Annotated in this window: 27 protein-coding genes and 1 pseudogene; 12 read left to right on the top strand and 16 right to left on the bottom strand. The window is 66.8% G+C overall.

Annotated features, from left to right (window positions below; translation table 11 throughout):
• Positions 1 to 6: 6 nt before the first annotated feature.
• The 3 genes from lipB to Q9Q95_RS07875 all read left to right on the top strand — a co-directional run bounded on the left by lipB (position 7) and on the right by Q9Q95_RS07875 (position 1,856).
• Positions 7 to 651 (top strand): lipoyl(octanoyl) transferase LipB, encoded by a 645-nt coding sequence (gene lipB, locus Q9Q95_RS07885; protein ID WP_306095718.1) that lies wholly within the window; start codon positions 7 to 9, stop codon positions 649 to 651.
• 108 nt (positions 652 to 759) lie between these two features.
• Complete coding sequence (locus Q9Q95_RS07880) at positions 760 to 1,014, top strand: hypothetical protein (RefSeq protein ID WP_306095716.1); 255 nt, start codon at positions 760 to 762, stop codon at positions 1,012 to 1,014.
• Positions 1,015 to 1,073: 59 nt separating this feature from the next.
• Positions 1,074 to 1,856 carry a hypothetical protein gene (locus tag Q9Q95_RS07875; protein ID WP_306095713.1) on the top strand — a complete coding sequence of 261 codons (783 nt, stop codon included), beginning with the start codon at positions 1,074 to 1,076 and terminating at the stop codon, positions 1,854 to 1,856.
• On the opposite strand, the gene Q9Q95_RS07870 is transcribed toward Q9Q95_RS07875, so the two are convergent.
• Positions 1,853 to 2,434: a DUF308 domain-containing protein gene (locus tag Q9Q95_RS07870; protein ID WP_306095712.1), complete on the bottom strand. Its 582-nt coding sequence runs from the start codon at positions 2,432 to 2,434 to the stop codon at positions 1,853 to 1,855. The two genes, Q9Q95_RS07875 and Q9Q95_RS07870, sit on opposite strands and share 4 nt — an antisense overlap.
• Positions 2,435 to 2,523: 89 nt before the next feature.
• Here Q9Q95_RS07870 and Q9Q95_RS07865 point away from each other — a divergent pair, with 89 nt between their 5' ends.
• Positions 2,524 to 3,102 (top strand): TetR/AcrR family transcriptional regulator, encoded by a 579-nt coding sequence (locus Q9Q95_RS07865; protein ID WP_306095709.1) that lies wholly within the window; start codon positions 2,524 to 2,526, stop codon positions 3,100 to 3,102.
• A 12-nt stretch (positions 3,103 to 3,114) separates the two neighbouring features.
• Here the strand turns inward: Q9Q95_RS07865 and queE are convergent, their stop codons facing one another.
• From queE to Q9Q95_RS07835, 6 genes and pseudogenes are all read right to left on the bottom strand, one after another.
• The gene (gene queE / locus Q9Q95_RS07860; RefSeq protein ID WP_306095708.1) at positions 3,115 to 3,747 is read right to left on the bottom strand and encodes a 7-carboxy-7-deazaguanine synthase; all 633 of its coding nucleotides are present in this window, start codon (positions 3,745 to 3,747) and stop codon (positions 3,115 to 3,117) included.
• 10 nt (positions 3,748 to 3,757) lie between these two features.
• Positions 3,758 to 4,534: a 7-cyano-7-deazaguanine synthase QueC gene (queC, locus tag Q9Q95_RS07855; protein WP_306096347.1), complete on the bottom strand. Its 777-nt coding sequence runs from the start codon at positions 4,532 to 4,534 to the stop codon at positions 3,758 to 3,760.
• A 56-nt stretch (positions 4,535 to 4,590) separates the two neighbouring features.
• The gene (locus Q9Q95_RS07850) at positions 4,591 to 4,995 is read right to left on the bottom strand and encodes a hypothetical protein (RefSeq protein ID WP_306095706.1); all 405 of its coding nucleotides are present in this window, start codon (positions 4,993 to 4,995) and stop codon (positions 4,591 to 4,593) included.
• A 102-nt stretch (positions 4,996 to 5,097) separates the two neighbouring features.
• On the bottom strand, positions 5,098 to 6,021 hold the full coding sequence (locus tag Q9Q95_RS07845) for an Hsp33 family molecular chaperone HslO (RefSeq protein ID WP_371876712.1): 924 nt from the start codon (positions 6,019 to 6,021) through the stop codon (positions 5,098 to 5,100).
• A gap of 150 nt (positions 6,022 to 6,171) precedes the next feature.
• Positions 6,172 to 7,088: pseudogene (gene argF / locus Q9Q95_RS07840) on the bottom strand (ornithine carbamoyltransferase).
• Positions 7,089 to 7,243: 155 nt separating this feature from the next.
• Entirely contained in the window at positions 7,244 to 8,440 is a 1,197-nt protein-coding gene (locus tag Q9Q95_RS07835) for an aspartate aminotransferase family protein (protein ID WP_306095704.1), read from the bottom strand.
• A gap of 328 nt (positions 8,441 to 8,768) precedes the next feature.
• Here Q9Q95_RS07835 and Q9Q95_RS07830 point away from each other — a divergent pair, with 328 nt between their 5' ends.
• Positions 8,769 to 10,682, top strand: a complete 1,914-nt coding sequence (locus Q9Q95_RS07830) for a sensor histidine kinase (protein ID WP_306095702.1) — start codon at positions 8,769 to 8,771, stop codon at positions 10,680 to 10,682.
• 33 nt (positions 10,683 to 10,715) lie between these two features.
• Here Q9Q95_RS07830 and Q9Q95_RS07825 read toward each other — a convergent pair whose 3' ends face one another.
• Complete coding sequence (locus Q9Q95_RS07825) at positions 10,716 to 11,558, bottom strand: ABC transporter permease (protein ID WP_306095699.1); 843 nt, start codon at positions 11,556 to 11,558, stop codon at positions 10,716 to 10,718.
• A gap of 52 nt (positions 11,559 to 11,610) precedes the next feature.
• Here Q9Q95_RS07825 and Q9Q95_RS07820 point away from each other — a divergent pair, with 52 nt between their 5' ends.
• Together Q9Q95_RS07820 and Q9Q95_RS07815 are read left to right on the top strand one after the other, a co-directional pair.
• Positions 11,611 to 12,267: a GcrA family cell cycle regulator gene (locus Q9Q95_RS07820; protein WP_306095697.1), complete on the top strand. Its 657-nt coding sequence runs from the start codon at positions 11,611 to 11,613 to the stop codon at positions 12,265 to 12,267.
• Positions 12,268 to 12,558: 291 nt separating this feature from the next.
• Positions 12,559 to 12,780: a hypothetical protein gene (locus Q9Q95_RS07815; RefSeq protein ID WP_306095695.1), complete on the top strand. Its 222-nt coding sequence runs from the start codon at positions 12,559 to 12,561 to the stop codon at positions 12,778 to 12,780.
• Between the two features lie 10 nt (positions 12,781 to 12,790).
• On the opposite strand, the gene Q9Q95_RS07810 is transcribed toward Q9Q95_RS07815, so the two are convergent.
• On the bottom strand, positions 12,791 to 13,951 hold the full coding sequence (locus Q9Q95_RS07810; protein WP_306095693.1) for a serine hydrolase: 1,161 nt from the start codon (positions 13,949 to 13,951) through the stop codon (positions 12,791 to 12,793).
• Between the two features lie 135 nt (positions 13,952 to 14,086).
• Between Q9Q95_RS07810 and Q9Q95_RS07805 the strand changes: the two genes are divergently transcribed.
• The 4 genes from Q9Q95_RS07805 (at position 14,087) to Q9Q95_RS07790 (ending at position 18,884) form a co-directional block, all read left to right on the top strand.
• Positions 14,087 to 14,293: a hypothetical protein gene (locus tag Q9Q95_RS07805; RefSeq protein WP_306095691.1), complete on the top strand. Its 207-nt coding sequence runs from the start codon at positions 14,087 to 14,089 to the stop codon at positions 14,291 to 14,293.
• Between the two features lie 15 nt (positions 14,294 to 14,308).
• Positions 14,309 to 16,288, top strand: coding sequence for a DNA topoisomerase IV subunit B (gene parE, locus Q9Q95_RS07800; protein WP_306095690.1), 1,980 nt, complete (start codon positions 14,309 to 14,311; stop codon positions 16,286 to 16,288).
• 83 nt (positions 16,289 to 16,371) lie between these two features.
• Entirely contained in the window at positions 16,372 to 17,568 is a 1,197-nt protein-coding gene (locus Q9Q95_RS07795) for a hypothetical protein (protein ID WP_306095687.1), read from the top strand.
• Positions 17,565 to 18,884 (top strand): serine hydrolase, encoded by a 1,320-nt coding sequence (locus Q9Q95_RS07790; protein WP_306095686.1) that lies wholly within the window; start codon positions 17,565 to 17,567, stop codon positions 18,882 to 18,884. Before Q9Q95_RS07795 ends, Q9Q95_RS07790 begins: the two co-directional genes overlap by 4 nt.
• On the opposite strand, the gene Q9Q95_RS07785 is transcribed toward Q9Q95_RS07790, so the two are convergent.
• The 5 genes from Q9Q95_RS07785 to Q9Q95_RS07765 all read right to left on the bottom strand — a co-directional run bounded on the left by Q9Q95_RS07785 (position 18,881) and on the right by Q9Q95_RS07765 (position 22,218).
• The gene (locus Q9Q95_RS07785) at positions 18,881 to 19,132 is read right to left on the bottom strand and encodes a hypothetical protein (protein ID WP_306095684.1); all 252 of its coding nucleotides are present in this window, start codon (positions 19,130 to 19,132) and stop codon (positions 18,881 to 18,883) included. The two genes, Q9Q95_RS07790 and Q9Q95_RS07785, sit on opposite strands and share 4 nt — an antisense overlap.
• A complete protein-coding gene (locus Q9Q95_RS07780) occupies positions 19,119 to 19,664 on the bottom strand; it encodes a GNAT family N-acetyltransferase (protein ID WP_306095682.1) in 546 nt (181 codons plus the stop codon). Before Q9Q95_RS07780 ends, Q9Q95_RS07785 begins: the two co-directional genes overlap by 14 nt.
• A 28-nt stretch (positions 19,665 to 19,692) precedes the next feature.
• A complete protein-coding gene (locus Q9Q95_RS07775; protein ID WP_306095680.1) occupies positions 19,693 to 20,484 on the bottom strand; it encodes a LysR family transcriptional regulator in 792 nt (263 codons plus the stop codon).
• 115 nt (positions 20,485 to 20,599) lie between these two features.
• Positions 20,600 to 20,998: a Co2+/Mg2+ efflux protein ApaG gene (apaG, locus tag Q9Q95_RS07770; protein ID WP_306095678.1), complete on the bottom strand. Its 399-nt coding sequence runs from the start codon at positions 20,996 to 20,998 to the stop codon at positions 20,600 to 20,602.
• 11 nt (positions 20,999 to 21,009) lie between these two features.
• Complete coding sequence (locus Q9Q95_RS07765) at positions 21,010 to 22,218, bottom strand: PLP-dependent aspartate aminotransferase family protein (RefSeq protein ID WP_306095676.1); 1,209 nt, start codon at positions 22,216 to 22,218, stop codon at positions 21,010 to 21,012.
• Between the two features lie 214 nt (positions 22,219 to 22,432).
• Between Q9Q95_RS07765 and Q9Q95_RS07760 the strand changes: the two genes are divergently transcribed.
• Positions 22,433 to 23,698, top strand: a complete 1,266-nt coding sequence (locus Q9Q95_RS07760; protein WP_306095674.1) for a phospholipid carrier-dependent glycosyltransferase — start codon at positions 22,433 to 22,435, stop codon at positions 23,696 to 23,698.
• A 144-nt stretch (positions 23,699 to 23,842) separates the two neighbouring features.
• Here the strand turns inward: Q9Q95_RS07760 and Q9Q95_RS07755 are convergent, their stop codons facing one another.
• Complete coding sequence (locus Q9Q95_RS07755; RefSeq protein WP_371876728.1) at positions 23,843 to 24,943, bottom strand: glycosyltransferase; 1,101 nt, start codon at positions 24,941 to 24,943, stop codon at positions 23,843 to 23,845.
• Positions 24,943 to 25,995, bottom strand: a complete 1,053-nt coding sequence (leuB, locus tag Q9Q95_RS07750) for a 3-isopropylmalate dehydrogenase (RefSeq protein ID WP_306095669.1) — start codon at positions 25,993 to 25,995, stop codon at positions 24,943 to 24,945. The genes Q9Q95_RS07755 and leuB overlap by 1 nt, the downstream gene beginning before the upstream one ends.
• Between the last annotated feature and the right edge of the window lie 57 nt (positions 25,996 to 26,052).

The following is a 26,052-nucleotide window of genomic DNA, read 5'->3' as shown; positions in this document are numbered from 1 at the left end:
GCGGGCATGACATCCGAAATCGAATGGCGCGTCGAACCCGAGCGGATCGACTATGCCGAGGCGCTGGCGGCGATGGAGGCGCGGGCCGCCGCCGTCACGCGCCGCGAGGCCCGCGAACTGGTCTGGCTGCTCGAGCATCCGCCGGTCTACACCGCCGGCACCAGCGCCACCGACGCCGCCGAATTGCTCGATCCGCGCTTTCCGGTCCACAAGACCGGCCGCGGCGGGCGCTACACCTATCACGGCCCGGGCCAGCGGATCGGCTATGTCGTGCTCGATCTGCGCGAACGGCGCCGCGACGTGCGCTGCTATGTCCATGCGCTCGAGGGCTGGGTGATCGCCGCATTGGACGATTGCGGGATCAAGGCGTTTCGCGCGCCCGGCCGGATCGGCATCTGGACGGTCGATCAGGCGGGGAACGAGGCGAAGATCGGCGCGATCGGCGTGCGCATCCGGCAATGGGTGACGCTCCACGGCTTCGCAGTGAACCTCTCGCCCGATCTCAATCACTTCACCGGGATCGTGCCGTGCGGCATCGCAGAATTCCCCGTCACCAGCGCCGCGGCGCTCGGCAAGCAGGTTACGGCAGGGCAGTTCGATTCAGCATTGGCCGCCACATTTCCGCCGTTTTTGAAGGCTCTGAGTGCATGAAGGCCAAATCGAGTCTTGAGGGCTTGCCCCAAACCGACTAATGTCCAGTCCGGTTTGGGTATTAACGGCGTATCCGCTGTCCAAATCCACTATCTAGGGAGCTTTTACATGCGTGCAGTCCTTTCCAAGATCGTTGCAGGTTCGATGATCGCCGGCGCGGCCCTTCTGGCCTCGGCGTGCACCAGCAACGAAACGTCGACCAACGTGACCAACACCACCGAAGTCGTTCCGACCGAGAACGTCACCACGACCGACACGATGGTCACCAACATCGACGCGGCTGCTCCGATGGACAACATGGGCGCCGAGGTGAACACCACCACGACGACCACCACCGAGAACACCACCGGCAACGCGATGTAATCATCGCGCGTCAGCGTGTTTGGAAGGGGCCGTCCGGGCAGCCGGGCGGCCCTTTTCCGTTGGCGCACGCCTCCGCACGGAGGGGCAACGAAAAAAGAGCTTGGGCGCGGACTCAAAATTCCTTAACCACCCGTGCAACCAGCCAAAAAGAGGGCGTGATGCTCGTTTCGCGTATCGTATCCGTCATGGCCGTGACCGCCGGCCTGCTCGCCGCAGCACCGGCATCGGCGCAGTTTTTCCTCAAGTCGCGCGATTTCTCGGGCGCCCGGGTGACCGGCGCCGAGCCGGGCATGACCGGTCCGGCCCTCGCCGACGCCACGCCCGGCGAGCTCCGCGCGGCTTTGGTCTGGAACCTGCGCGCCGCGCTCAACGTCGCCGCGCTGCAATGCCAGTTCGAGCCGACTTTGTTGACCTTGGGAAATTACAACGCAATCCTCAAGGATCACGAAGTAGAGCTGCGTGAATCTTACGTGACGCTCGAGAAATATTTTACACGTCTGAACAAGAACAAGAAGGCCGGCCAAACCGAACTCGACAAGTTTGGCACCCGTGTCTATTCGGGCTTTTCGACTGTCTCGGGTCAGCTGTCATTCTGCCAGACTGCCGCCACAATCGGTCATGATGCGCTGTTCATCCGTCGCGGTACTTTGGGCGATCTTGCGCAGGATCGGATGCGCGAGTTGCGCGCCAGCCTCGCCACCTGGGGCGAGCAATTCCGCCGCGGCATCAATTATCAGGCGTTGACCTTCGCCGCGCTGCCGCCGTTCGGCAACGACAAATGCTGGCGCAAGGGCACCTATCAGGCGAAGAAATGCGGTGCCCTGCGCATCGCCACCCGCTAGGACCGCGCACCGCGGCTGAAGAGCAGCCAGATCGCCGAGATCGCGAAGTAAAAGGCGCCGAACCCGGCATAAGGCGCGACGTCAGTGATGCCGGGCACGGCGCTGCCGAGCGACTGGTGGAGGAAGAAACCCCCGGCCAGCGCAGACTGCGCCCCGCTCAGGACCATCGCCCATTGCGCACCGGACTTCCACCGCCGCACCCCGGTGGCGAGTTGGAGAAGCCCCGCAAGGATCGCCCAGGCGCCGAAAACGCCCAGCACTGCATGCATGCTGCCGATCACTGCCGCGACCGCCACCGCGGTGACGCCGCTCACCGCGAGGTTGAGCGCCTGGGGCCGGTTCCGCGCCGCGCCGCCATTGCGCGACACGTCGATCAGATTGGCGAGCGCATCCCAGGCGGGATAGGCGATCAGCAGCGCCGCGGCCGCCGGCGGCGAAGCCTTGCCCAGAGTGAAGGCCGCAGCGACCCACGCCGCCGCAACCCCGGCGCGGAGGAAATAATAGTTCCGCAATTTCGCGCCGTTGGACACGGCGCCCGCCGCAGTCCGCGGCGCTCGATCGACGATTTGAGACTCCATGACACGCTCCCTACCATTTGATAGGTAGGCGCTAGACGGTTGCTGGCGACCGTGCAAGCGATTACCTACCTATTGGAAGGTAGAAATATATGACGGGATCGACTGCGAAGCGGATCGTCGACGAAGGTCGGCGGCTGATCATGATCCGGGGGTATAACGGCTTCAGCTATGCCGATATCGCCGCGGCGATCGGCATCCGGAAGGCGAGCATCCACCACCATTTCCCGGGCAAGAACGACCTCGCGGTCGCGGTCGTCGATTACTCGCGCGCGATCATTCGGGCGCAGGTCGAGGCCCTGGCGCTGGCCGAGCCCGACGCCGTCGAGCAGCTTCGCGCTTATGCCGGCTATTGGGAACGGTGCATCGCCGACGACAGCGCGCCGTTCTGCATCGCCGCGATGCTGGCCGCCGAACTGCCGAGCCTGCCCGACGACGTCGCCCGCGCGGTTCGCGCGCATTTCGCCGAATTGTCGGGCTGGCTCGCCCACCTCCTCGCCTTGGGTGTTCGCCAGGGCGGCGTGACTTTGGTCGGTTCGCCCGAGGACGAGGCCCACGCCTTCCTGTCGGCGATCTATGGCGCGATGCTGTCGGCGCGGGCCTTTCAGGATCCCGCGCGCTTCGTCTCGATCACCGAGACCCTGCTCGCCCGGGTCGTACGCCTCCGCTGATTTGCCGGCGCCTCAGCGCAATCCCAGCAATTTGTGAGTCTGCAGCGACAGCCGCCAGCGCGGCCGCTCCATCGCCAGCGCCACCGCCGCGCGCGTATTGGCCTCGCTTTCGGCGCCGTCCATCGGCTGGACGAGGAAATGGGCGAAGTCCCACGCTTCGATCGCCGCCACATCGGTTCCCGGCTGCGGCCAGACCAGCTTGAGCTCGTCGCCGCTGCGCTGGACCACTTCGCTTCCGGCCTTGGGGCTGATGCATACCCAGTCGATCCCGGGATGTGCGGGCAAGGTGCCGTTGCTCTCGATCGCGATGCGGAAGCCGCGGGCGTGGAGCGCATCGACCAGCGCATCGTCGATCTGGAGCATCGGCTCACCCCCGGTGAGCACCACGAAACGCCGCTCGGGATCCGCGCTCCAATGCTCGACCACCGCATCGGCCAGCGCGTCGGCATCGGCGAACTTGCCGCCGCCCAGCCCGTCGGTCCCGACGAAATCGGTGTCGCAGAAACTGCACACCGCGCTCGCCCGGTCCTGCTCGCGCCCCGACCACAGATTGCACCCGGCGAAGCGCACGAACACTGCGCGCGCGCCGGCATTCACGCCCTCGCCCTGGAGCGTGAGGAACATCTCCTTGACCGCGTAGCTCATGCCGAATTCCTCAGGGCGCGGTGGCGTAGCCGGTCGGATCGGGCACGCCGGCCTCCTCGAAGCCCTTCGAACGCAGCCGGCAACTGTCGCACAGCCCGCAATGCACCCCGCCGGGCGCGGGATCGTAGCACGACCAGCTCATCCCTAGGTCGAGCCCTAGCCGCATGCCTTCGCGGACGATGTCGGCCTTGGTCATGTCCTGCAGCGGCGCGCGGATATGGAAAGGCGCCCCTTCCATTCCCGCCTTGGTCGCCAGCTCGGCGAGCTTCTCGAAGCCCTGGATGAATTCGGGACGACAATCGGGATAGCCCGAATAATCGAGTGCGTTGACGCCGATATAGATGTCGCGCGCGCCCGCCGCCTCGGCCCAGCCGAGCGCGAGGCTGAGGAAGATCGTGTTGCGCGCCGGCACATAGGTGACCGGGATGTCGCCGCCCACGCCCGCTTTGGGAACGTCGATCTCGGCGGTCAGCGCCGAGCCGCCGAACGCGCGCAGATCGAGCGGCAGCACGACATGGCGTTCGGCGCCCAGCATCGCCGCGATCCGGCGCGCCGCGGCGAGTTCGACATGGTGGCGCTGATTATAGTCGATCGACAGCGCGAGCAGGCGATGCCCGTTCTCGCGCGCCCGCGCCGCGGCGATCATCGAATCCAGTCCACCCGAAATCAGGGCAATTGCAACGCTGTCGGTCATGGTCCGGCCCGGTAGCGACTTTCTCGGCCCGACGCAAAATGGGCCGCGATGAAGCGGCCCAGTTGGAAATTTGCCAGAGAGGAAATGCTCCAGGAAGGAGCGAAGCCCTTTCTAAATGAGCAAGGTTAACGAAGCGTAAGCGCTTCGCGTCAGCTGCACGCCCCGATCCGCCGCCCCTCGAACCGCTCGGAGAACGGCGCGCCATTGGCGACGCCCTGGGTCTCGAGGTTGATCACCCGCGGCGTGTCGACCGAGATCGTCGTGCGGCCATGGCCATGGCTCGGGCAGGTGTAACGGATCGTCGCCGAGCGCTGGCTATTCTCCATCACGAAATGCTCGCACTGGGTGTTGCCGTGCACGATCTGGATCAGCATGGCGGGATTGGCGATGCAGAGCTTGCGCATCGTGCCGTCGACGCTGCGGAGCTGCCACTGGCCGTGCTCGATCCCTGCCAGCGCATTCGGCGTGGCGCTGCGCTGGGCGGGCGCGCCCGCGGCGCCGAACAGGATCAACGCCGCCAGAACCGCGGGGCGCATCAAACGCTTAAGCACCATACCAACTCCCCACACCGCGCAACGGCATCCGGCGCCCCAACGAATACCGCGCCCGCGGTCGCGAATTGATATGGAAAGCCGTGTCCCGATTTCAACGCCCGATTACAACGGCTGCGAAACAAAATCGCTGAGCTTGAGCGGGAACTTGGTCGAGCAGAATGCGCAATCGACGCTGATCACGCCATTCTCGTCGGCCATCGCCGCGCGTTCCTCGGCCGGGAACTTGGCAAGCACCTGGCTGATATAGGCGGTATCGCAGCGGCAGCCGCGCGCGAGATCGGTGCCGCTGGCCAGCAGCACTTCGGGCTCCTCGTTGAACAGTCGCCAGACGAGGTTCTCGAGCGGAATGCCGGCATCGGCGAGTTCGTCCGCACCCATCGTCGATGCCAGCGCCTCGACATGCTGCCATTCGGGATGGTCGAGCCGCACGTGCAGCCGCTCGCGCCCCGCCTCGCCCTCGGGCAGATGCTGAAGCAGGATGCCGCCGGCGATCAGCTTTCCCTGCGCATCGCGCTGCGTCCCCAGCCGGATCAGCGTCGGGATCTGTTCGGATTGCAGAAAATATTGCTCGGCCGCCGCGCCGATCGAGCGCGCGTCGAGCGGCACGATCCCCTGATAGCGCTCCCTGGTCACTGCCTGGTCGAAAGTCACCGCGAGATAACCCTTGGCGCACAAGGCGTTGAGCGTCGGGTTCTTGCCCAGCTGCGACAGCCGTTCGGCATCGAACTGGACATAGCCGCGCAGCTCGCCGCCCTTGTAATCGCATACCAGCAGATTGACGATCGCCCCCGGCGCCTGCGCCTGGAGCGTCATCTGCCCCTGTGCATCCTTGAGAGTCGCGCCGAGCAAGGCGGTCAAGGTCAGCGCCTCGGCGAGCAGCCGTTCGATCGGTGCGGGATAGGCGTGCGCCGACAGGATCTGGTCGAGCACCGGCCCGAGCCGCGCGACGCGGCCACGGGCATGGCGGCCCGGAATGGTGAAGCCGACCACGCGGTCGAGGTCGGTGGTGGGGGCGGTGTTGATCACTGAACAAACCTTCGTCACCCCGCGAAAGCGGGGCCCCATCTCCCAAGCTCGCGGAACATCGCTCCGGAAATCTTGGTCGATAGGGTTGGAGATGGGTCCCCGCTTTCGCGGGGATGACGCTAAGATAGTTGCGAAAGCCGCAGCTTCAACTCAGCCCAATTGCCCGAAGCACCAGCGCAGGACCGATTTCTGCGCGTGCAGCCGGTTCTCGGCCTCCGGCCAGTCAAGGATTGCGGCCCGTCGATCACCGCGTCGACCACTTCCTCGCCGCGATGCGCGGGCAGGCAGTGGAGGAAGCGCGCATCGGGCCTGGCCGCGGCCATCAGCGCCGCGTCGACCTGGAACGGCATCATCGCCGCGAGCTTGGTCTCGGCATGCGCCTGTCCCATCGAGATCCACGTATCGGTGACGAGGATGTCGGCACCCTCGGCCGCTTCCCTCGCGCTCCCCACCACGCGCGCCCGGCCGCGCCCGCGCGCGACATCTTCGTCGCTCGGCTGGAATCCCTGCGGGCACGCCGCGACGACGTCGAAATCCATCAGCCCGCCGGCTTCCATGATCGAGGCGAGGACATTGTTGCCGTCGCCCAACCACGCGACCTTGAGTCCGGGCAACGCCTTGCCGCTCTCGAGGATCGTCAGCAGATCGGCCATGATCTGGCACGGATGCGAGGCGTCCGTCAGCCCGTTGATCACCGGCACGCTGGCGTACTTTGCCATGTCGACGACTTTCTGGTGGTCGTCGGTGCGGATCATGATCGCGTCGACATAGCCCGAGAGCACCCGCGCGGTATCGGCGATGCTCTCGCCGCGGCCGAGCTGCATTTGTCCCGCGTCCATCACGATGCTGGTGCCGCCGAGCTGGCGGATCGCCATGTCGAACGACACCCGGGTGCGCGTAGAATTCTTCTCGAAGATCATCGCGAGGACATGGCCCGCCAGCGGTGCGTCCTTGTCGGCCTTGCCCTTCGGCCAACCCTTGCGCGCGGCCTTCCGCGCGACGGCGTCGTCGAGCATCGCCTGCACGCCGGCGGTGCCGGCATCGGACAGATCGAGGAAGTTACGCATCTTAAAATCCTCCCCGGAACGGGGAGGGGGACCGCGCCCGAAGGGCGTGGTGGAGGGGGTCCCGCCCGCCTCCAGTGCCAACGCTCGCGGAAAGCGGGCCCCCTCCACCAGCCTGCGGCTGGTCCTCCTCCCCGTTCCGGGGAGGAATCAGAAGTTCAATCATCGCTCGGCGGCGCATAGCTGCGCGCGCCGGCGCTCAGCCGCTCGACGCATTCGGCGACATGACTCTCGTCGATCACCAGCGGCGGCAGCACGCGGAACACGTTCTCGCCCGCCGCCACGGTGAGCAGCCCGTGATTGTCGCGCAGATGCGCGACGAAGTCGCGCGCCACCGCCGGCTCCTTGAGCTTGACGCCGAGCATCAGCCCCTTGCCGCGAATCTCGTCGAACAGATGATCGTGGTTGGGGATCATCTGCTCGAACGCCTGGCGCAGCCGATCGCCCATCTTGGCGACATGCTCGAAGAAACCGTCCTCCAGCATCACGTCGAGGATCGCCTGCCCCGCCGCCATGCCGAGCGGATTGCCGCCATAGGTCGAGCCGTGCGTGCCGATCACCATCCCCTTGGCCGCTTCCTCGGTCGCGAGGCAGGCGCCGAGCGGGAAGCCGCCGCCGATGCCCTTGGCCGCGGTCAGGATGTCGGGGGTGATGCCGTAATGCTCATAGGCCCACATCTTGCCGGTGCGGCCATAGCCACACTGGATCTCGTCGAGGATCAGCAACAGGCCATGTTCGTCGCACGCCTTGCGCAAACCCTGGATGAACTCGGGCGTCCCCGCGGTCATTCCGCCCTCGCCCTGCACCGTCTCGACGAGGAAGCCCGCCGTCTCATCGTCGATCTTGGCGAGCGCACCTTCGAGATCGTTGAATTTCACATAATCGAAGCCCGGCAGCAGCGGCTCGAAGCCGTCGCGCATCTTGGGCTGGTCGGTCGCCGAGATCGCCCCGATCGAACGGCCGTGAAAGGCGTTCTTGAAGGTGATCAATTTATGCCGCTGCGGGTTGCCGTTGACATAATGATAGCGCCGCGCGGTCTTGATCGCGCATTCGATCGCCTCGACCCCCGAATTGGTGAAGAACACCGTGTCGGCGAAGCTGTTGTCGACGATCCGCTGCGCCAGCGCCTCGCCCTGCGGCGATCCGTAGAGGTTGGAGACGTGCATCAAGGTCGCCGCCTGGTCCTGGATCGCTTTGGTCAGATGCGGGTGGCCATGGCCCAGTGCATTGACCGCGATCCCCGCGGCGAAATCGAGATATTGCTCGCCGCGCTCGCCATAGAGGTACACGCCCTCGCCTCGCACCGGCCGCACGCCGCACCGCGGGTAGACGGGCATCAGCGGGGTGATAGGCATGGGAACGGTACCTCCTTCGAGAAAAGCTGGGTTGAGCTCCAGAAACGCAAAAGGGCGGCCAACCGGACCGCCCGGAGCGGGTGTTTAGGGGCAGCGCCACAGCGGCGTCAATATTCGTTTCGGCGGGGACCATGCCTCCCGGCCATGACGCTCGCGCACGAGGAGCTTTGCGAAACGCGGGAACTCCTTCACACTCTTACAAGTTTTGCGACTGCCGCTTCCCCGGCCTGTGCCTTTCCTCTGGTCGCGATAACGGAAAGACATGCACATTTCGGAAGAAGCGAGGGGAGCCTCACACGTGCCAAAGGGATCGAGGCCGGCCCTCGCCTTGACTGGGCTCGCCGGCCTGCTTCCGGCGGCCATCCTGCTCGGCTGGAGCCTGCGGAACCCGTGGCTGCGCGGGCTCGGCGATCCCGCGGTCGCGTTTCAGCCATTGCTCAGCTTCGTCTTCCTCCTCGTCGTGGGGAGCGCGCTGGTGCTGCTCGCCGGCCACCGCACCGCCGCGCGCGCTTTTCTGTTGCTCCCCACGGCATTGGTCGGGCTGGTGCTCGTGCATTATTGCATCGGCGATTTCGGCATCGGCCGGCTGTTGTTCGGCGATCAGATCGTTGCGCTCCGTGTCCGCAACGGCGGCGTCCCCCAGCTCGGCGCATTGTCGGCGCTCACCATGGAGGTGACCGCGCTCTATCTGCTCAGCGCGCGGCGCAGTGCGCTGCGCCGCTGGGCGGCCCCGCTGGCGAGCGCGACGCTCGCCGCGACCTTGCTGCTCGTCGCCTTCACCCTCACCCATCAGATTCCGCTCGGAACCCGCTTCGTCGGCCCCTCCGCCCTTTCCGGCATCCCCGCCTTGCTGCTCTCCGTGGCGATCATCGTGCAGGGCCGTTTCGCCGATCCGGTCCAGTCCTTCACCGATTCGCCATGGTACACGCTCCAGCGGATCACCCCGGCGATCATCGTTCTGACGATCCTTCCCACGCTGATCCTCGTCGCGCTGCGCGAGGCGGGAAAGCTCGACGACAGCGAGCTCTATTACTTCATTGCCGACGCCAATCTGCTCGTCGTCGCGGTCCTGCTCGTCCATGTCACCGTCCGTGCGACCGAGCAGAACAAGCGCCTCGCCGCGCGCCAGGCCGAGCTCGATTCGATCCTCACCGCCGTGCCCGACGCGCTGATCGTGACCGGTCATGACCGGGTGATCCGCACCTTCAGCGCCGCTGCGCAGCGGCTCTGGCGCTGCGCCGAGGCCGATGCCTGCGGCACCCGGATCGAATCGCTGTTCGCGCGCAAGAGTCCCGATTTCCATGCCTTGCTCGCCGAGGATCCCGGCGCGGGCCGGTCGGACAGCAGCGTCATCACCACCACCGGCCGCCGCAACGACGGCAGCGAATTCCCCGCCGAGTTGCGCATCGGGGTCGCCCGGCAGGACGGCGAAGTGGTCCATGCCGCCTTCGTCCGCGATCTGTCCGAACGTTTCTCGCTCGAGGATCAGGTCGCCGATCTCGGCGTCCAGCTGATGGCGCTGTCGCACCAGAACGCGCTCGGCGAGCTCGCCGGCGACATCGCCCACGAGATCAACCAGCCGCTCGCCGCCGCCGCCAATTACGCCTCGGCCGCCGCGATGGCGCTCGAGCAGCGCCGGGATCCTGCCAGGGCCATCGAATTCCTCAAGGAAATCTCGGTCCATATCCTCCGCGCGGGCGACATCATCCGCAAGCTCCGCAGCTTCCTCACCCACCGCGAAGTCGAGCTGCGGCGCGAGGAATTGGGCGAAGTGGTCAGCGACGCGGTCAATTTGCTCCTCGTCGGATCGCGCAAGCTCCACGCCCTGCTCGTCGAAATCCCGCCGTCGATCCCCGCAATCTATATCGACCGGATCCAGATCCAGCAGGTGCTGGTGAACATCGCGCGCAACGCTTTCGAGGCGTGCGACCAGCGCGAATGCGAGCCGCTGATCGTGATCCGCGCGCGCGAAGCCGGCGAGATGGTCGAGGTCGAGGTCATCGACAATGGCCCCGGCCTCCCCCCGGGCTTCGTCGAACGGCTCGGCGAGCGCTTCGCCTCGAGCAAGGGGATCGCCGGGCTCGGCATCGGCCTCAACATTTCGAAGCGCATCGTCGAGGCCCATGGCGGCACCCTGACCGCCTCCGACCGCCCCGAGGGCGGCGCCTCCTTCCGCTTCACCATCCCGACAGCGGCAGCGTTCGAAACGCCCGAAGGCCGGATGGCGCCGGCCAAAATCTGAGGCGTTCGCTTTCCGGCCTTTCCGGGGCGGCGCCTAGTTCTTGAGCTTCCAGCCCTTGCGCAGCAGCGCGTAGCAGAACAGCCCCAGCACCGCGTCGAGCGCGAGGATGATCAGGCTGCCGGTCAGGATCGGCGAATCCGCGACTCCGAGGAATCCGTAGCGGAAGCCCGAGATGATGTAGAAGAACGGATTGAGATGGCTGATCGTCTGAAAGACCGGCGACAATTTATCGACCGAATAGAAGGTCCCCGAGAGCAGAGAAAGCGGCGCCACCACGAAATTGGTCACCGCCGCGGCATGATCGAACTTCTCTGCCCAGATCGAGGTCAGCACCCCGAGCAGCGACAGGAACAGCGCGCCGAGAAAGCCGAACCACAGCACTGCCCAGAGATGCTGGGGGATCACATTGACTCCCGGCCACAGCACCATCGCGAGGAACACCGCGCCGCCGACGCAGAATGCCCGCGTCACTGCGCCGCCGCACAAACCGGCGAGCAATTCGCCGGTCGACAGCGGCGGCATCAGATAGTCGACGATCGTCCCCTGGATCTTGCCGACGAGCAACGAGAAGCTCGAATTGGCGAAGGCGTTCTGGAGCATCGCCATCACGATCAGCCCGGGGGCGATGAAGTCGGCGAAATGGATGTCGCGCCCCTGCAGCGCGATCGTGCGGCCGCCGCCGCCCAATGCGACGGTGAAAATCACCAGAAACAGCAGGGTGGTGACCGCCGGCGCCCACACCGTCTGGAGCTGCACCTTGAAGAAACGGCGCACCTCCTTGATATAGAGCGTACGCAATCCCCCCCAGTTCACGTTGCGAATCACCGGAACGCCGGGCTCGGGGAGGGTATGACCGGTTTCGGGGTGGCTGCTCATCGCGTGTTCGCGTAAACGCTGCCCGCGCCGCCCGCAAGTTGAAGGAAGTGACGTGAGCTGGACCGAAGAGCGTATCGATACGCTGAAGAAGATGTGGGACAGCGGGATGACCGCGACCCAGATCGCCGAGGAGCTCGGCGGTGTGTCGCGCAATGCCGTGATCGGCAAGGCGCACCGGCTGGGCCTGCAATCGCGCCCGTCGCCGGTCAAGTCGAACGAGCCCAAGGCCGAAACCGCAGCCCCCGCGCCGCGGCCGGCGCCGGTTGCCGCACCGGCCGCGCCCGCTCCACAGCCGGCTGCGGAACCCGCTCCGCGCGCGGCCGCGCCTGCCGCCGCGCCTGCGGCTCCGGCCGAGCCGCGCGAGCCCAGCGCTCCGGTGCTCCGCTCGGTCGGCCCGGGCGGCTTCGTCCGCCAGAATCCCGGCGAGCAGGCCCCGCCGATCGCGCCCGCGCCGCCGCGCCGTCTGGTGCCGGCCAAGCCGAGCGACGCGATCGCGGGCAAGACCAGCCTGCTCGATCTCAACGACCGCATCTGCAAATGGCCGCTCGGCCATCCCGGCGAGCCCGATTTCCATTTCTGCGGCGACAAGGTGAACCCGGGCTTCCCCTATTGCGTCGCGCATTGCGGCCACGCCTATCAGGCGCAGCTCCCCCGCCGCGATCGCCGCCCCCCGCCCCCGCTCCCCTTCGGCGGCCCGCGGGTTCGCTGAGCCAGCCCCGAAACGATTTGCTTGTAGACCCATCCATTCCTCCCCGAGCTCGTCTCGGGGAGGGGGACCAGCCGCAGACTGGTGGAGGGGCCGCTCCGCCGGCGCGGTAGCTTGCCTTCGGCATCGAGGGACAACCTCGCTTCGCGCCGCCCCTCCACCACCGCCTTCGGCGGCGGTCCCCCTTCCCGAGCCAAGCTCGGAGAGGAGTTTGACAACGCATCCCCCACCTCTGTGAGAGCCCCAAGAGCCGTTCATGGACTCGCCACGGCTATAAGCGTAGCATTCTGGCTAATGAGCGATACCGCCGAACTCACCTTCGAGCTTCTCAAGCGGCTCCACGCCGAATTCGGCGAGTTCCGGCGCGATCTCGCCTCGGTGAAAATGCGCCTGTCCTCGGTCGAACAGCATCAGGCGACGATGGCGGTCGATATCGCTCGCATCAACGCAGAGCTGGATGAGATTCGCGGCGACGTAGCTCTGATCAAGCGCCGTCTCGATCTCGCCGAAGCCTGAAGTCGCAGCCTCACTCCTTCGCCGCGAACAGCCCCGGATATTCCCAGCGCCACGGCATCCCGGTCTCGCCCAGCGCGGCCTTGACCAGATCGGGATAGGCCGCCTCGGCGCGCACGTCGTTCGACAGGAGGACCACGCAGCGTCGCCCGCGCGCGACGCAGACCAGCATGTTCGCGGTCGATTCATTGTGGCCGCCCTTGAAGAATCCCGCGCCCTGCGGCCCGTCAAAAACCACCAACCCCAGCCCGGCGGCGACACCCTTGGGCTGTGCGGCGACCGGAGCCTCGGCCTGCAAGGTCGGGAATTGCGCCGCGGTGGTGATCGGCAGCTGCCCGCGCGCCATTTCGGCACGCGCCTTCGCGCTCAGCCCGTCGCCGCGGATCAATCCCGCCGCGAACCGCGCCATGTCGGCGATGCTGGTGTCCATCGATCCCGCCGCGCGTACCCGGCTACGCTCGTCGTGCGGCTCGACCTTGCCGTCCTCGGTCCAGCCGTCGGCGAGGTTGCGCGCGAAATCCGGGCGCCACAGCATCGCTGTGTTCGCCATGCCGAAGCGATCGAACACCCGCCGCTGTATCTCGGCGCCGAGATCGAGCCCCAGCCCCTTTTCGAGCGCAAACTGGAGCAGGATGATCCCCTCGCCCGAATAGGCATAGCGGCTGCCCGGCTCGAAATGGATGCGCAGTTTCTCGTCGGGCTCGAGATAGGCGAAATTGGCGAAGCCGGTGCTGTGGGTCAGGACCATCCGCGGGGTGATCTTTCGCCAGCGCGGATCGCCGGCGAGGTCGCCCCAATTTCCATAGGCATCGAGATTGCCATAATCGGGCAGCGGCCTGGGCAGCATGTCGGCGATCGGCTTGTCGAGATCGACCTTGCCCTCGTCGACCAGCTGCATCACCGTCCATGCGAACACTGCCTTGGTCAGCGACGCGCCGTACATCACGGTGTCGGGATCGAGCGGGTCGCCTGCGGCATTCCGCACGCCATAGCTGCGTACCAGCACCGGCTTGCCGTCCTCGATCGTCGCGATCGCCAGCCCCTGCGCCCCGGTCCGTGCCATCGCCGCCTGCACCGCCGCGTCGACGCGCGCGACCTTCCCCGACTGCGCTGCGGCCGGAGCCACGCCCGCCAGCAGGATCGCCACCGCCGTCGCCCACCGTTTCGCCCGCATCGTGCCTCCCGTTCCAGCCCGAATGCGATCCTACAGCGCCCGCCCGGACAGGCAACCGCGCACAAAGTTCTCTTTTTGTTCTTGTATCACGCGCACTCCGGGTCCATGTTGCCGGCAACAGGCAGGAGCAGCGTCATGTTTATCGAGCATAGTTTCGTCCTGGACCATGAGTATGCCCGCAACAGCGATGCGCGCAGCATCGGAAGCATTCTCAATGGCTTGCGTGAAGTTGCGACTCTCCGCGAGAAAGCGCGCAGACCCGCAACTTCGACAAGTTTGGCCGCGCCGTCCCACCCGGCACGCGCGTCCCGTCTTCGCGCCTTGCGCGGCAATTCGGCGTGACCCTATACCCCTGACATGTCCGAAGACCTGTTTGCCGCGCCGGGCGTTCCCTCCGGCACCTATGACGCCTCGTCGATCGAAGTCCTCGAAGGGCTGGAGCCGGTCCGGCGCCGCCCGGGCATGTATATCGGCGGCACCGACGAGCGCGCGCTCCATCACCTCGCCGCCGAAGTGCTCGACAATGCGATGGACGAGGCGGTGGCCGGCCACGCCACCCGCATCGAGATCACCCTCGAACAGGGCAACCGGCTGACCATCGTCGACAATGGCCGCGGCATGCCGATCGATCCGCACCCGAAATTCCCCGACAAGTCGGCACTCGAGGTGATCCTCTCGATGCTCCATTCGGGCGGCAAATTCTCGGGCAAGGCCTATGCCACCAGCGGCGGCCTCCACGGCGTCGGCATCTCGGTGGTCAACGCGCTGTCGTCCGATACCGTGATCGAAGTCGCGCGCGACCGCCAGCTCTACCGCCAGAGCTTCAGCAAGGGAATCACCCTCGGCCCGATCGAATTGGTCGGCGCCGCGCCCAATCGCCGCGGGACTTCGGTGGCGTTCACGCCCGATGTCGAGATCTTCGGCGAGATGCTGTTCAAGCCCGCGCGGCTCTACAAGCTCGCCCGCTCCAAGGCCTATCTGTTCGCCGGAGTCGAGATCCGCTGGAAATGCGATCCGGCGCTGGTCTCCGACGAGATCCCGGCCGAGGCGGTGTTCCAGTTCCCCGGCGGCCTCGGCGATCACCTCAAGGAGCAGATCGCCACCCGCGAATGCGCCACCGCTGAATTCTTCACCGGCCAGCAGGATTTCCCCGGCGAGGATCAGGGCCGGGTCGAATGGGCGGTGGCCTGGCCCTTGTGGAGCGACGGCAGCTATAGCTGGTATTGCAACACCATCCCCACCCCCGACGGCGGCACCCACGAGCAGGGCCTGCGCCAGGCGCTGACCCGCAGCATCCGCGCGTTCGGCGAGCTGGTCGGCCAGAAAAAGGCCAAGGACATCACCGCCGACGACGTGATGATCGGCTCCGAGCTGATGCTCTCGGTGTTCATCCGCGAACCGCAATTTCAGAGCCAAACCAAGGATCGTCTGACCTCGCCCGAGGCCACTGCCCTGGTCGAGCGCGCCGTCCGCGACCATTTCGATCATTTCCTCTCGGACCATATGGATCGCGGCAAGGCGCTGCTTTCCTACGTCCTCGATCGCATGGACGATCGCCTGCGCCGCAAGCAGGAGCGCGAGGTCAAGCGCAAGACCGCGACCTCGTCGCGGAAGCTCCGTCTGCCCGGCAAGCTCACCGATTGCGCCGCCGACAGCCCCGAAGGCACCGAACTCTTCATCGTCGAGGGCGATTCGGCCGGCGGCTCGGCCAAGCAGGCGCGCGACCGCAAGACCCAGGCGATCCTGCCGATCCGCGGCAAGATCCTCAACGTCGCCAGCGCGACCTCGGCCAAGATCCTCGCCAATCAGGAGATCGCCGATCTGATCCAGGCGCTCGGCTGCGGCACGCGCAAGGATTGCGATCCCTCGAACCTGCGCTACGAGCGCATCGTCATCATGACCGACGCCGACGTCGACGGCGCGCACATCGCCACCTTGCTGATGACTTTCTTCTTCCAGGAGATGCCCGACATTGTCCGCCGCGGGCATCTCTATCTCGCCCAGCCGCCGCTCTATCGCCTCACCGTCGGCTCGAAGAGCCTCTACGCCCGCGACGACGCGCACCGGCTCGAGATCGAGGAAGGCGCGTTCAGGGGCAAGAAGGTCGAGGTCAGCCGCTTCAAGGGGCTCGGCGAGATGAACCCGAACCAGCTCAAGGAAACCACGATGGACCCGAAGACGCGCGGCATGCTGCGCGTCACTTTGCCGCAGGAATATGAGGAGCGCGCAGGGGTCAAGGATCTCGTCGACCGGCTGATGGGCAGCAATCCCGCGCATCGTTTCGCCTTCATCCAGGAAAATGCCGCGCGGCTCGACGAGGAAGTGATCGACGCCTGATCTCCTGTTGGACAAGGGGCCGGCGAATGTTAGCATCGCGACGGTTTGCAATGACTTGCGTCTTGTCTCTGAGGGGAATGGACATGCTCTTGCGTAGCGGTTTCACGGCATTGCTGGTATTGGCGGCCTTTCCGGCGCACGCCCAGGAGGACGGCCCGTCCGAACAGACGATCGTCGTCACCGGTACGCCGCTCTCGAAGACCGAAGCCGATCTGAGGGACTGCCTCGCGCGCAAATGTCCGCCGCGCGAAGATATCGACGCGAGCCTCGCCCATGCCGAGAACCAGTTCGTCGCCGGCGATTATGCCGGGTCGCGCAAGACGCTCGCCGCATCGCGGAGCCGCAACGCGCGCTACGCCGCCACCCTGCCGGTCGAAGTCGCCGACCTCACCCGCGCTTATGGCCGGGTGAGCGAGCATCACGGCTATGGCCAGGCCGGGCGCATCCTCCAGATCGACGCGCTCGATGCATTGAAGGCCGGGCTCGAAAAGGGCGATTCGCGCGTGCTGATGCAGCGCCTCATGGTCGGCGACACCTTCGGCAAGCAGGGCCGCTTCCGCGCGGCGATCGACATCTATGCCAAGGTCGCGAAACAGGCGCGCAAGGCCGGGCAACCCGCGGTGATGGGCTTCGCGATGCTGCGCGAGGCCGTGCTCTATGGTGCCGCCAGCTATTCGAATCCGGCCTATCGCGAAGGCACCGAGCGCCGGATCAAGGCGATCGAGCAGACCACCGAACCCGAACTCGCCGATTTCCGCTTCGCCGCCCGGCTGTTGCGTGCCCGCCTCGCCTCCGAGCAGGGAGACCCGCAGGCGCTCGAAACCGCGCTCGCCGCGTTCAAGGACCACAAGCTCGACCGGCCGGTGCTGGTGTTCGCGCCGCCGCTCCGCCTCGATCGCGTCCTCGGCCATGAGGATGGCCGCATCCCGGCGCCCAGGAACATCAACCGCACCTCCGAATGGATCGACGTGCGCTATCGGATCGCCGCCGACGGCACCGTCAAGGATATCGAGACGCTGCGCGAATCGCCGCATTTCGAGGGTCGCTGGCCGAAAAAGGTGCACCAGAATCTCGCCGAGCGCCGCTATGCGCCGTTTACGCTCGCCACGGGTTCGGACGGCATGACCCGGATCGAGCGGTTCACGATGGTCTACGAAACCTATGATCCGACCGGCTCGCGGCTGCGCCAGCGCGCCGCGGGCGGCCGCATCAAGTCGATCGACCTCACCGACGATACGCCGCGCCCTGCGGTCGGCCAGCCTCCCGTCGGAAATCCGTGACGGGCGGCCTTTTCCCGCCATTGCTGCTCGCACTGGCTTCGCCGCTTGCCGCCCACCCGCAGCAGACGCCGTCCTCTGCAGCCCAGGCATCTCCGGCGCTTCGGGCGCGAATAGAAGCGTTGGTCCCCTTGCTGTCGGGCACCGGAAGCTATGAGAGCTTTTTCGCCCCCGGCCTCCAGACGGAGGTCCCCAAGCCCAAATTCGATGCGATCGCCGCCCAGCTCGTCGCCGCCAACGGGCCGGTGCAGCGGCTCGGGAGCGTGGTCGCCGAGAACGCCCATTCGGCCCTGGTGCGGGTCGATTATCGCGACGCGACCGTTTCGTTCCAGATCGCCGTCGAGCCCGATGCGCCGCATCGCGTATCGACGCTGGTGATCCGCGACGTGGGCGCACCCGAGACGACGCTGGCGGACGCGACCGCCGCGCTCGAGCGGCTCCACGGCGCCACCGGCTTCGCGCTGGCGCGGCTGGGAAGCGGCACGCCCGCGATCCTCGACGGGCATCGGGCCGATACGCCGTTCGCGATCGGCTCGGCGTTCAAGCTGATCGTCCTCGCCGAACTCGTCCGCGCCACCAATGCCGGCGAACGCAAATGGGACGATCTGGTCACGCTCGACGGGTCTGTGCTTCCCGGCGGCGGCTATAATCTCAGGCCCAAAGGCACGCAGGTCAGCTTGCGCGAGCTCGCCACCCAGATGATCTCGATCAGCGACAACAGCGCGACCGATGTCCTGCTGAAGACGCTCGGCCGCGCGAAGGTCGAGGCGATGCTCCCGGTCGTCGGCGTCGCGGATCCCGCGCGCAACCGCCCGTTCCTGTCGACGATGGAGCTGTTCAAGCTCAAGGGCATCGACGCGAACGACCTCGCCGGCCGTTATCTCGCCGCGGACGAGGCCGGCCGCCGTCGCATGCTCGACGGCGAAGTCGCCGATCTGCCGGCATTGCTGATCCGCCCGACCCTGTTCCGCGACGGCAAGCCGGTGCGGATCGAGCAGATCGAATGGTTCCTGTCCCCCATGGATCTCGTCCGCGTGATGGACTGGCTGCGCCGCAACACCGAAGGCCCCAAGGGCGCCGACGCGCGCGCGGTCCTTTCCAGGAATCCCGGCATCGCGCCGGGCGCTGCGGCGAAATGGCAATGGGTCGGCTACAAAGGCGGCTCGGAGACCGGCGTGATCAACATGACGCTGCTCCTGCGGGCGAAGGACGGCACCTGGTACGTACTGACCGGAAGCTGGAACGACCCTGCCCGCGCCGTCGAGGAAACCCGCTTCATCACGCTCATCAGCCGTGCCGCCGAGCGCGCTGCGCCCTAGCTCCGCATCCGCAGCCGGTGATAGGTCGCCCGTGTCGAGATCGCCGCGACCAGCACCAGCATGCCGATCCCGAGCACGCCGACGCCGGCCCAGAGCGGCACTGCGAGGCCCCGCCGATACGCCAGCACCAACAATGCGCCTGCCAGCGAGATCCCGATCCCCCAGCGCCGCATCCGCAGGCCGATGCCGGCGAGCTCCTGCCGATAGGCGGCCCGCTGCAATGGATCCTTCAAGTCAGGCGGCGCCACGCCATTCCTCCCGCAACAGGCCGTACAAAGCGGTGTCGCGCACGCCGATATGCGTCTCCCATTCGCCGCGCAGCACGCCCTCGAGCCGGAAGCCCAGCCGTTCGAGCAGCCGCCGCGATCCCGCATTGTCCGGATCGGTATCGGCGAACACCCGCCTCTGCCCCTCGGCGAAGATTTGATCGATCACCCGGCTCACCGCTTCGGCAGCCATGCCGGTCCCCCAATATTGGCGCGCCAGCAAATAGCCGATCTCGCTGACATTGCCCTGGCGCTTCTCGCCGGCCGCGACGAAACCGATCGCCCGGTCATTCTCCTGCAGCGTGATGATCCAGCGCCGCCATTCGGGCGCGCGCTGGGCCAGATCGGCGCGGGTCTGCGCGATCGTTTCATGCGGCGCGTTCGACCACCAGCGCATCAGATCGTGGTCGGCGAACGCCGGGTGGAGTGCCTCCGCATCGCTCGCCACGCCCGGACGCAAGCGCAGCCGCGCGCTTTCCAGCACCACGGTCGGCCGCGGCGCGGGGCCGCTCATTGCAGCAGGGCGCCAGGCGCCGGCATCGTCAGGCTCCCAGAGCTTCGACCAGCGCCTTCACTTTCTTCTGGCGCCATTGCGGCAGCGGCGCGACCAGCCAGTAGCCGAGCCGCGACGCCTTTGCCTCGCCCACCGCCGCGACACGCCCGCTCGCGATATCCGCACGCGCAATGAGCTCGGGCACCGTCGCGCGCCCCAGCCCCTCGGCCGCGGCGTCGAGCGCGAGCCCGGCATCGGCGACGCGCACCAGCGATCCCGCATCTTCGGCGAGGCAGCCCGCCCATGCGATCGGCGTGTCGGCACCGCCGCCCGGCCGCTCGACCGTGACCATGCCGTCGCTTTCCAGCGCCTCGCCCTCATGCTCGCCAGGCCCTTCGCCCCAGCGGATGGCGAGGTCGAGATTGGCTTCGGTGAAGTCGATCGCCTCGTCGGCGGGGACCAGCATGAAGCGCAATTCGCCGTCGCTCCGCGCGATCTCGGCGAGCCGCGGCATCAGCCATTTGGCGCTGAGGTCGCGCGGCGCCGCGATGGTCAGCGACTTGGACGACTGCCCCGCCTGCATCGCCCGCACCGATTCCTCGAACTGGAGGAAGCCGGCACGCAGCGCCGCCAGCCCCGCCTCCGCCTCCGGGGTCAGCTCGAGCCCCTTGGTGGTGCGGCGGAACAGCACCACGCCCAGCGTATCCTCCAGCGCCCGGATCTGCTGCCCCACCGCGGCCGGCGTCACCGCCAGCTCGTCCGCCGCGCGCGTGAACGAAAGATGCCGCGCTGCCGCGTCGAGCACGCGCAGGCCGTTGAGCGGGAGATGGGTACGCTTCATTGCAGGATCACCCTCACCCTTCCCACGCCGCTTCGCGGCGCGGGCCCCTTCTCTCTCCCATCGGGAGAGGGAGGGAGCGGCCAAGCCGCGAAAGGGTGAGGGCGACCATTGTTCTTCACCCCGTCACCGCCGGCGCGACCAGCGCGAATTTCGGGATCGCCACGTCGAACGCCGCGCCGTCCTCGCCGATCATGTGATAGCTGCCCTGCATGTGTCCGGTCGGCGTCGACAGCGGGCAGCCCGAGACATAGTCGAAGCTCGCGCCCGGCTCGATCATCGGCTGCTCGCCGACCACGCCCTCGCCCTCGACGCTGTGCCGCACCCCGCGCCCGTCGGTGATCACCCAGTGGCGGGTGAGCAATTGCACGGTGAACGGCCCGGCATTCTCGATGCGGATATGATAGGCCCAGAACCAGCGGCCGCGCTGCGGCTCGGACTGTTCGGGCAGATAGGAGACGGAGACGCGCACCACGATGCCGCGGGTTTCGGCCTCGTCGGTGAACAGCGCCTTCATCACCGCATCGCTCACAGGCCGGCCCGGCCCAGCGCCTGATCGAGATCGGTGATCAGATCCTCGGGGTCCTCGAGGCCGACGTTGAGCCGCAGCATGCCTTCGGTCACGCCCATCTCGATCCTCTTCTCCTCGGCGACGCCATAATGCGTCGTCGACGAAGGATGCGTCATCAGCGAGCGCGAGTCGCCGATATTGTTCGAGATGTCGATCAGCTCGAGCGCGTCGAGCAGGGCATGCGCCTGGTTGCGCCCGCCCTCGACCTCGAACGAGAAGATCGGCCCGGCGGCGTCCATCTGGCGGGTGAACAGATTGTGCTGCGGATGGCTCGGCAATGCGGGGAAGTTGATCCGCGGCACCCGGCCTTCGAGAAAGCGGCCGACCTCGAGCGCATTCGCGCTCTGCCGGCGGATGCGCAGGTCGAGCGTCTCGAGCCCCTTGAGCACCACCCAGGCGTTGAACGGGCTCAAGGTCGGCCCGGTGTTGCGGGTGAAGGGCAGCAGAATGTTGTTGATGAAGTCCTCGCTGCCGGTGACCGCACCCGCGAGCACGCGCCCCTGCCCATCCATCATCTTGGTCGCCGAATAGGCGACCACGTCCGCGCCGAACTCCATCGGCCGCTGCAGCGCCGCGGTGGCAAAGGCATTGTCGACCACCGTCGTGATACCGTGCCGCTTCGCAATGCCGCACACCGCTTCGAGATCGACCACGTCCATCGTCGGATTGGCGGGGGTCTCGAAGAAGAACACCCTGGTGTTCGGCCGCACCGCATCCTCGAACTGCTGGGCATCGCGCGCGTCGACGATCGTCGTCTGGATGCCGAATTTGGGCAGCAGGGTATCGGTCAGCCAGCGGCACGATCCGAACGCCGCACGCCCGCCGACCAGATGGTCGCCCGCCTCGAGCTGGCACAGCAGGGCCGCGGTCATCGCCGCCATTCCCGATGCCATCGTCCGGCACGCTTCGGCGCCTTCGAGCAAGGCGATCCGCTCCTCGAGCATCTGCACGGTCGGGTTCTGCAGCCGCGAATAGGTCATGCCCTGCTGCTCGCCGGCGAACCGCGCCGCGGCGTCGCCCGCGCAGTCATAGGCATAGCCCGAGCTGAGAAAGAGCGCTTCGCTGGTCTCGCCGAACTCGGATCGCATCGTCCCGCCACGGATCGCCTGCGTTGCGGGCTTCCAGTTGCGGGTGACGCTGCGGTCCTGGCCGGTACGACGTTTCATGATTTCGCTTTGCCGGGGGGAGGCCGCCCACGTCAACCACCCTCTAATCCTCCCTCGCGCAGCGGGGGAGGTGGCAGCGAAGCTGACGGGGGCCTCTCCACGAACGACCTGCTTGCGGCCAGGCCCCGTCCGTCGCCCTCGGCGCCACCTCCCCCGCTTACGCGAGGGAGGATTTTAGGTTCGTCGCGCGCAAAGCTTCGGCTACCACCCAGCCATGCTCGATCGCCTCAAGGCCCTCCGCACCCGCCCCTGGCTCGTTGCCTTGCTGCTGGGGCTAGCCGCGCAGACGCTCTTCACGATCCATCTCGACCGGCCGGGCCGGATCATGTTCGACGAAGTCCATTACGTCCCCGCCGCACACGCGCTGCTCGATCTCGAAGGCCCGCGCAATGTCGAGCATCCGCTCGTCGGCAAGGAGCTGATCGGGGCGGGAATCGTGATCTTCGGCGACAATCCGATCGGCTGGCGCGCCTTCCCGGCACTCGCCGGCACCGCGACCGTGCTCGGCGCCTTCGCCTTGCTCTGGCTCCTTCTCGGCTCGATGCGCGCCGCGCTCGTCGGCGCGGTCCTCACCGCGCTCAACCAGACCGTCTACGTCCAGGCCCGCACCGCGATGCTCGACATCTTTCTCGGCGCCTTCCTGCTCTGGGCGTTGGTCCTGATGCTCTGGGCGATGCGCGGCACACCCGGCCAGGTCCGCCGTCGCTGGATCGGCGCGGCGATCCTGTTCGGGCTCGCGGTCGGCACCAAATGGGCGGCGATCCCCTATGTCGCGCTCGCCGGGCTCGCCTTTCTCGTCATCCGCCTGCGCGACGGCCGCGCCAGAACCCTGGTCCACTGGCCCGGCCTCGGCACGATTTCAGGGCTCGCGATCCTCGGCGGGGTGAGCATCGTCACCTATTTCCTGACCTTCCTCCCCGCCTTTTTCTATCAACGCGATCCGCTCACCCTCGCCGGCCTGATCCCGCTCCAAAGCGAGATGTACGCGCTCCAGACGCAAATATTGGCGAAGCACACCTATCAGTCCGATTGGTGGAGCTGGCCGCTGATGCTCCGCCCGATCTGGTATTTCTATGAATGGGACGACGGCGCGCAGCGCGGGGTGCTGCTGATCGGCAATCCGGTGATCATGTGGGGCGGGCTGGTCGCGGTGCTCGCCTGCCTATGGGCGTGGCTGCGCGACAAGGCGATCCGGCCGCTGGCGGTGGCTTTGCTGTGGATCGTCAGCCTCGGCATCTATGTCGTGATCCCCAAGTCGATCGGCTTCTATTATTACTACCACCTCTCGGGCATCTTCCTGTGCCTCGTGCTCGCGGCGGCGTTCCACCATTTCGACCGCGGCCGGGGCAAGGGGCGCGAGGAATGGTTCGTCTTCGCCGCGCTCGCGATGTTCGTCTATTTCTACCCGATCCTCGCCGCGTCGCCGCTGCCCAACGCGCAGGGCTTCGCCTACTGGATGTGGTTCCCGAGCTGGCGGTAGGCCAAGACTCCCGCTCCCTTCGGGAGCGGGAAGGGGCCCGCGCGCGAAGCGCGTGGGAAGGGTGAGGGTGACTTGTCGCACCCGTTCACCCTCACCCTTCCGCCGCTACGCGGCTCCCTCCCTCTCCCAAAGGGCGAGGGATTGTTAGTATCGCCCCCACGTAAACCGCGACGACAAAGCGAAATTCCATACCGCCGCCACTGCGATTCCCGCCAGCGCCGACAGCCGCCAGTCGCCGTGCTGGACATTGTGGAGGAACGCCGACACTCCGACGTTCGCCGCCGCCCCCACTGCGCAGACGAGGCAGAAGCTCACCCAGCCGGCGATCAGTTCGCGCGCGCCCTTGAGCCTTTGCTCGCGATAGGTCAGCGTGTTGTTGAGGAAGAAATTGAACGTCATCGCGACGAAGGTGGCGACGATCGTCCCGGTGACGAACGGCCAGTCGAGCAGCCGGAACAACACCCCCAACACGACGAAATGCACCGCCGCCCCCAGCGCCCCGATCGCGGAGAACATCGCGAAGCGCACCGGCACGACTTTGCCGAACATCCGGTCGTAGAGCGCAATCAGATATTCCATCGCGACGACGTGATCGAGCTTGCTCTCGCCTTCGGTCCGGACGCGGAAAGTATAGGGAAGCTCTCGGAATTTGAGCGGGTGCGGCGCGGCGGTCATGATGTCGAGCAGGATCTTGAAGCCGATCCCCGACAGGGTCGGCACCAGATCGCGGACGATCTGGGTGCGGATCATGAAGAAGCCGCTCATCGGATCGCTGAGATCGGCCTTGAGCACCTGTCGCGACAGCCGGGTCGCGAATGCCGATTTGGCGACCCGGTCGCGGTCCCATTCGCCGGTACCGCCGCCCGCGACGAAGCGCGATCCGACCACCACCTCGAGGCTGTCGTCCCCCTCGAGCGCGTCGAGCATCGCCGGCAGGATGGTCTCGTCATGCTGGAGGTCGCCGTCGATCACCGCAACGAACGGCGCGGCGGTCGCGCACATCCCCTCGATGCACGCCGAGGACAGCCCGCGCCGCCCGATCCGCTGGATCACCCGGACGCGCCTGTCGACTCGCCCCAGCTCGCGCGCCGCCGCGGCGGTGCCGTCCGGGCTGTCGTCGTCGACGAAGATCGCTTCCCAATTGCGTCCTGCCAGCGCCTGGTCGAGCTTGGCGATCAGCACGGGCACGTTGCCCCGCTCGTTGAACGTCGGGATGACGACCGCGAGCTCGAGCAGGTCGGGGATCACGCCAGTTCCCGCAGCACCGCGTCGCCCATCTCGGTCGTGCTCAGGCTGCCGCCCAGATCGGCGGTCCGCGCCCCGTTGGCCAGCGCGCCCGCGACGGCCTTCTCGACCCGCTGCGCAGAAGCCTCGTCGCTCAGGCTGTGCCGCAGCAGCATCGCCGCCGACAGAATCGCCGCGCACGGATTGGCCTTGCCCTGCCCGGCGATGTCGGGCGCGCTGCCGTGGATCGGCTCGTACATGCCGTTGTCGCCATTCCACGCGCGCAGCGACGCCGAGGGCAGCATCCCGATCGAGCCCGCGCACATGCTCGCCTGATCGGAAAGGATGTCGCCGAACAGGTTTCCGGTGACGATGACGTCGAATGCGTTGGGCTGGCGGACGAGCTGCATCGCGGCATTATCGACATACATGTGCGTCAATTCGACTTCAGGATAGTCCGTGCTCATTTCATTGACCACGTCGCGCCACAGCTGCGACGTCTCGAGCACATTGGCCTTGTCGACCGAGCAGAGCTTCTTCTTGCGGCGCTTGGCCATCTCGAAGCCGACCCGCGCGATCCGCTCGACCTCGGCCTCGTTGTAGCTCATCACGTCATAGCCCTGGCGCAGCCCTTCGACATTGGTGCGCCGGCCCTTCTCGCCGAAATAGACGTCGCCGACCAGTTCGCGGACGATGACGATGTCGAGCCCGTCCACTGCCTCGGGCTTGAGCGAAGTCGCGCCTTCGAGCCCGGGAAAGAGGGTGGCGGGCCGGATATTGGCGAACAGCCCGAGCTCGCGGCGGATGCCGAGCAGCGCCGCTTCGGGGCGCAATTGCCGTTCGAGCGCCTCGAACCGCGGATCGCCGATCGCGCCGAACAGCACCGCATTGGCGCGCTTGGCCAGCGCCAGCGTCTCGGGCGGCAGCGGCCGGCCCGAGACGAGATACGCCGCACCGCCGACCGGCGCTTCCTCGAACTGCAAGCCGAGATCGAGCGCCTCGAGCACGCGGCGCGCCTGGGTGGTGACTTCGGGCCCGATCCCGTCGCCGGGCAGAACAGCAATCAGCGGCATCTACATTTCCTTCTTGCACCCCTCCCTTTTCGGGGAGGGGAGTTTCGCGCCGCAATG

The organism is Sphingomonas sp. DG1-23, assembly GCF_030730875.1.
Lineage (GTDB): Bacteria > Pseudomonadota > Alphaproteobacteria > Sphingomonadales > Sphingomonadaceae > Sphingomonas.
This window is presented reverse-complemented; position numbering and strand designations above follow the sequence as displayed.

Excerpts from the sequence above, each read along its gene's own strand:
- lipB (WP_306095718.1), top strand. The coding sequence starts at position 7 with ATGACATCCGAAATCGAATGGCGCGTCGAACCCGAGCGGATCGACTAT.
- Q9Q95_RS07880 (WP_306095716.1), top strand. The coding sequence starts at position 760 with ATGCGTGCAGTCCTTTCCAAGATCGTTGCAGGTTCGATGATCGCCGGC.
- Q9Q95_RS07870 (WP_306095712.1), bottom strand. The coding sequence starts at position 2,434 with ATGGAGTCTCAAATCGTCGATCGAGCGCCGCGGACTGCGGCGGGCGCC.
- Q9Q95_RS07865 (WP_306095709.1), top strand. The coding sequence starts at position 2,524 with ATGACGGGATCGACTGCGAAGCGGATCGTCGACGAAGGTCGGCGGCTG.
- queE (WP_306095708.1), bottom strand. The coding sequence starts at position 3,747 with ATGAGCTACGCGGTCAAGGAGATGTTCCTCACGCTCCAGGGCGAGGGC.
- Q9Q95_RS07850 (WP_306095706.1), bottom strand. The coding sequence starts at position 4,995 with ATGGTGCTTAAGCGTTTGATGCGCCCCGCGGTTCTGGCGGCGTTGATC.
- Q9Q95_RS07835 (WP_306095704.1), bottom strand. The coding sequence starts at position 8,440 with ATGCCTATCACCCCGCTGATGCCCGTCTACCCGCGGTGCGGCGTGCGG.
- Q9Q95_RS07825 (WP_306095699.1), bottom strand. The coding sequence starts at position 11,558 with ATGAGCAGCCACCCCGAAACCGGTCATACCCTCCCCGAGCCCGGCGTT.
- Q9Q95_RS07815 (WP_306095695.1), top strand. The coding sequence starts at position 12,559 with ATGAGCGATACCGCCGAACTCACCTTCGAGCTTCTCAAGCGGCTCCAC.
- Q9Q95_RS07810 (WP_306095693.1), bottom strand. The coding sequence starts at position 13,951 with ATGCGGGCGAAACGGTGGGCGACGGCGGTGGCGATCCTGCTGGCGGGC.
- Q9Q95_RS07805 (WP_306095691.1), top strand. The coding sequence starts at position 14,087 with ATGTTTATCGAGCATAGTTTCGTCCTGGACCATGAGTATGCCCGCAAC.
- parE (WP_306095690.1), top strand. The coding sequence starts at position 14,309 with ATGTCCGAAGACCTGTTTGCCGCGCCGGGCGTTCCCTCCGGCACCTAT.
- Q9Q95_RS07795 (WP_306095687.1), top strand. The coding sequence starts at position 16,372 with ATGCTCTTGCGTAGCGGTTTCACGGCATTGCTGGTATTGGCGGCCTTT.
- Q9Q95_RS07780 (WP_306095682.1), bottom strand. The coding sequence starts at position 19,664 with ATGAGCGGCCCCGCGCCGCGGCCGACCGTGGTGCTGGAAAGCGCGCGG.
- Q9Q95_RS07775 (WP_306095680.1), bottom strand. The coding sequence starts at position 20,484 with ATGAAGCGTACCCATCTCCCGCTCAACGGCCTGCGCGTGCTCGACGCG.
- apaG (WP_306095678.1), bottom strand. The coding sequence starts at position 20,998 with ATGAAGGCGCTGTTCACCGACGAGGCCGAAACCCGCGGCATCGTGGTG.
- Q9Q95_RS07765 (WP_306095676.1), bottom strand. The coding sequence starts at position 22,218 with ATGAAACGTCGTACCGGCCAGGACCGCAGCGTCACCCGCAACTGGAAG.
- Q9Q95_RS07760 (WP_306095674.1), top strand. The coding sequence starts at position 22,433 with ATGCTCGATCGCCTCAAGGCCCTCCGCACCCGCCCCTGGCTCGTTGCC.
- leuB (WP_306095669.1), bottom strand. The coding sequence starts at position 25,995 with ATGCCGCTGATTGCTGTTCTGCCCGGCGACGGGATCGGGCCCGAAGTC.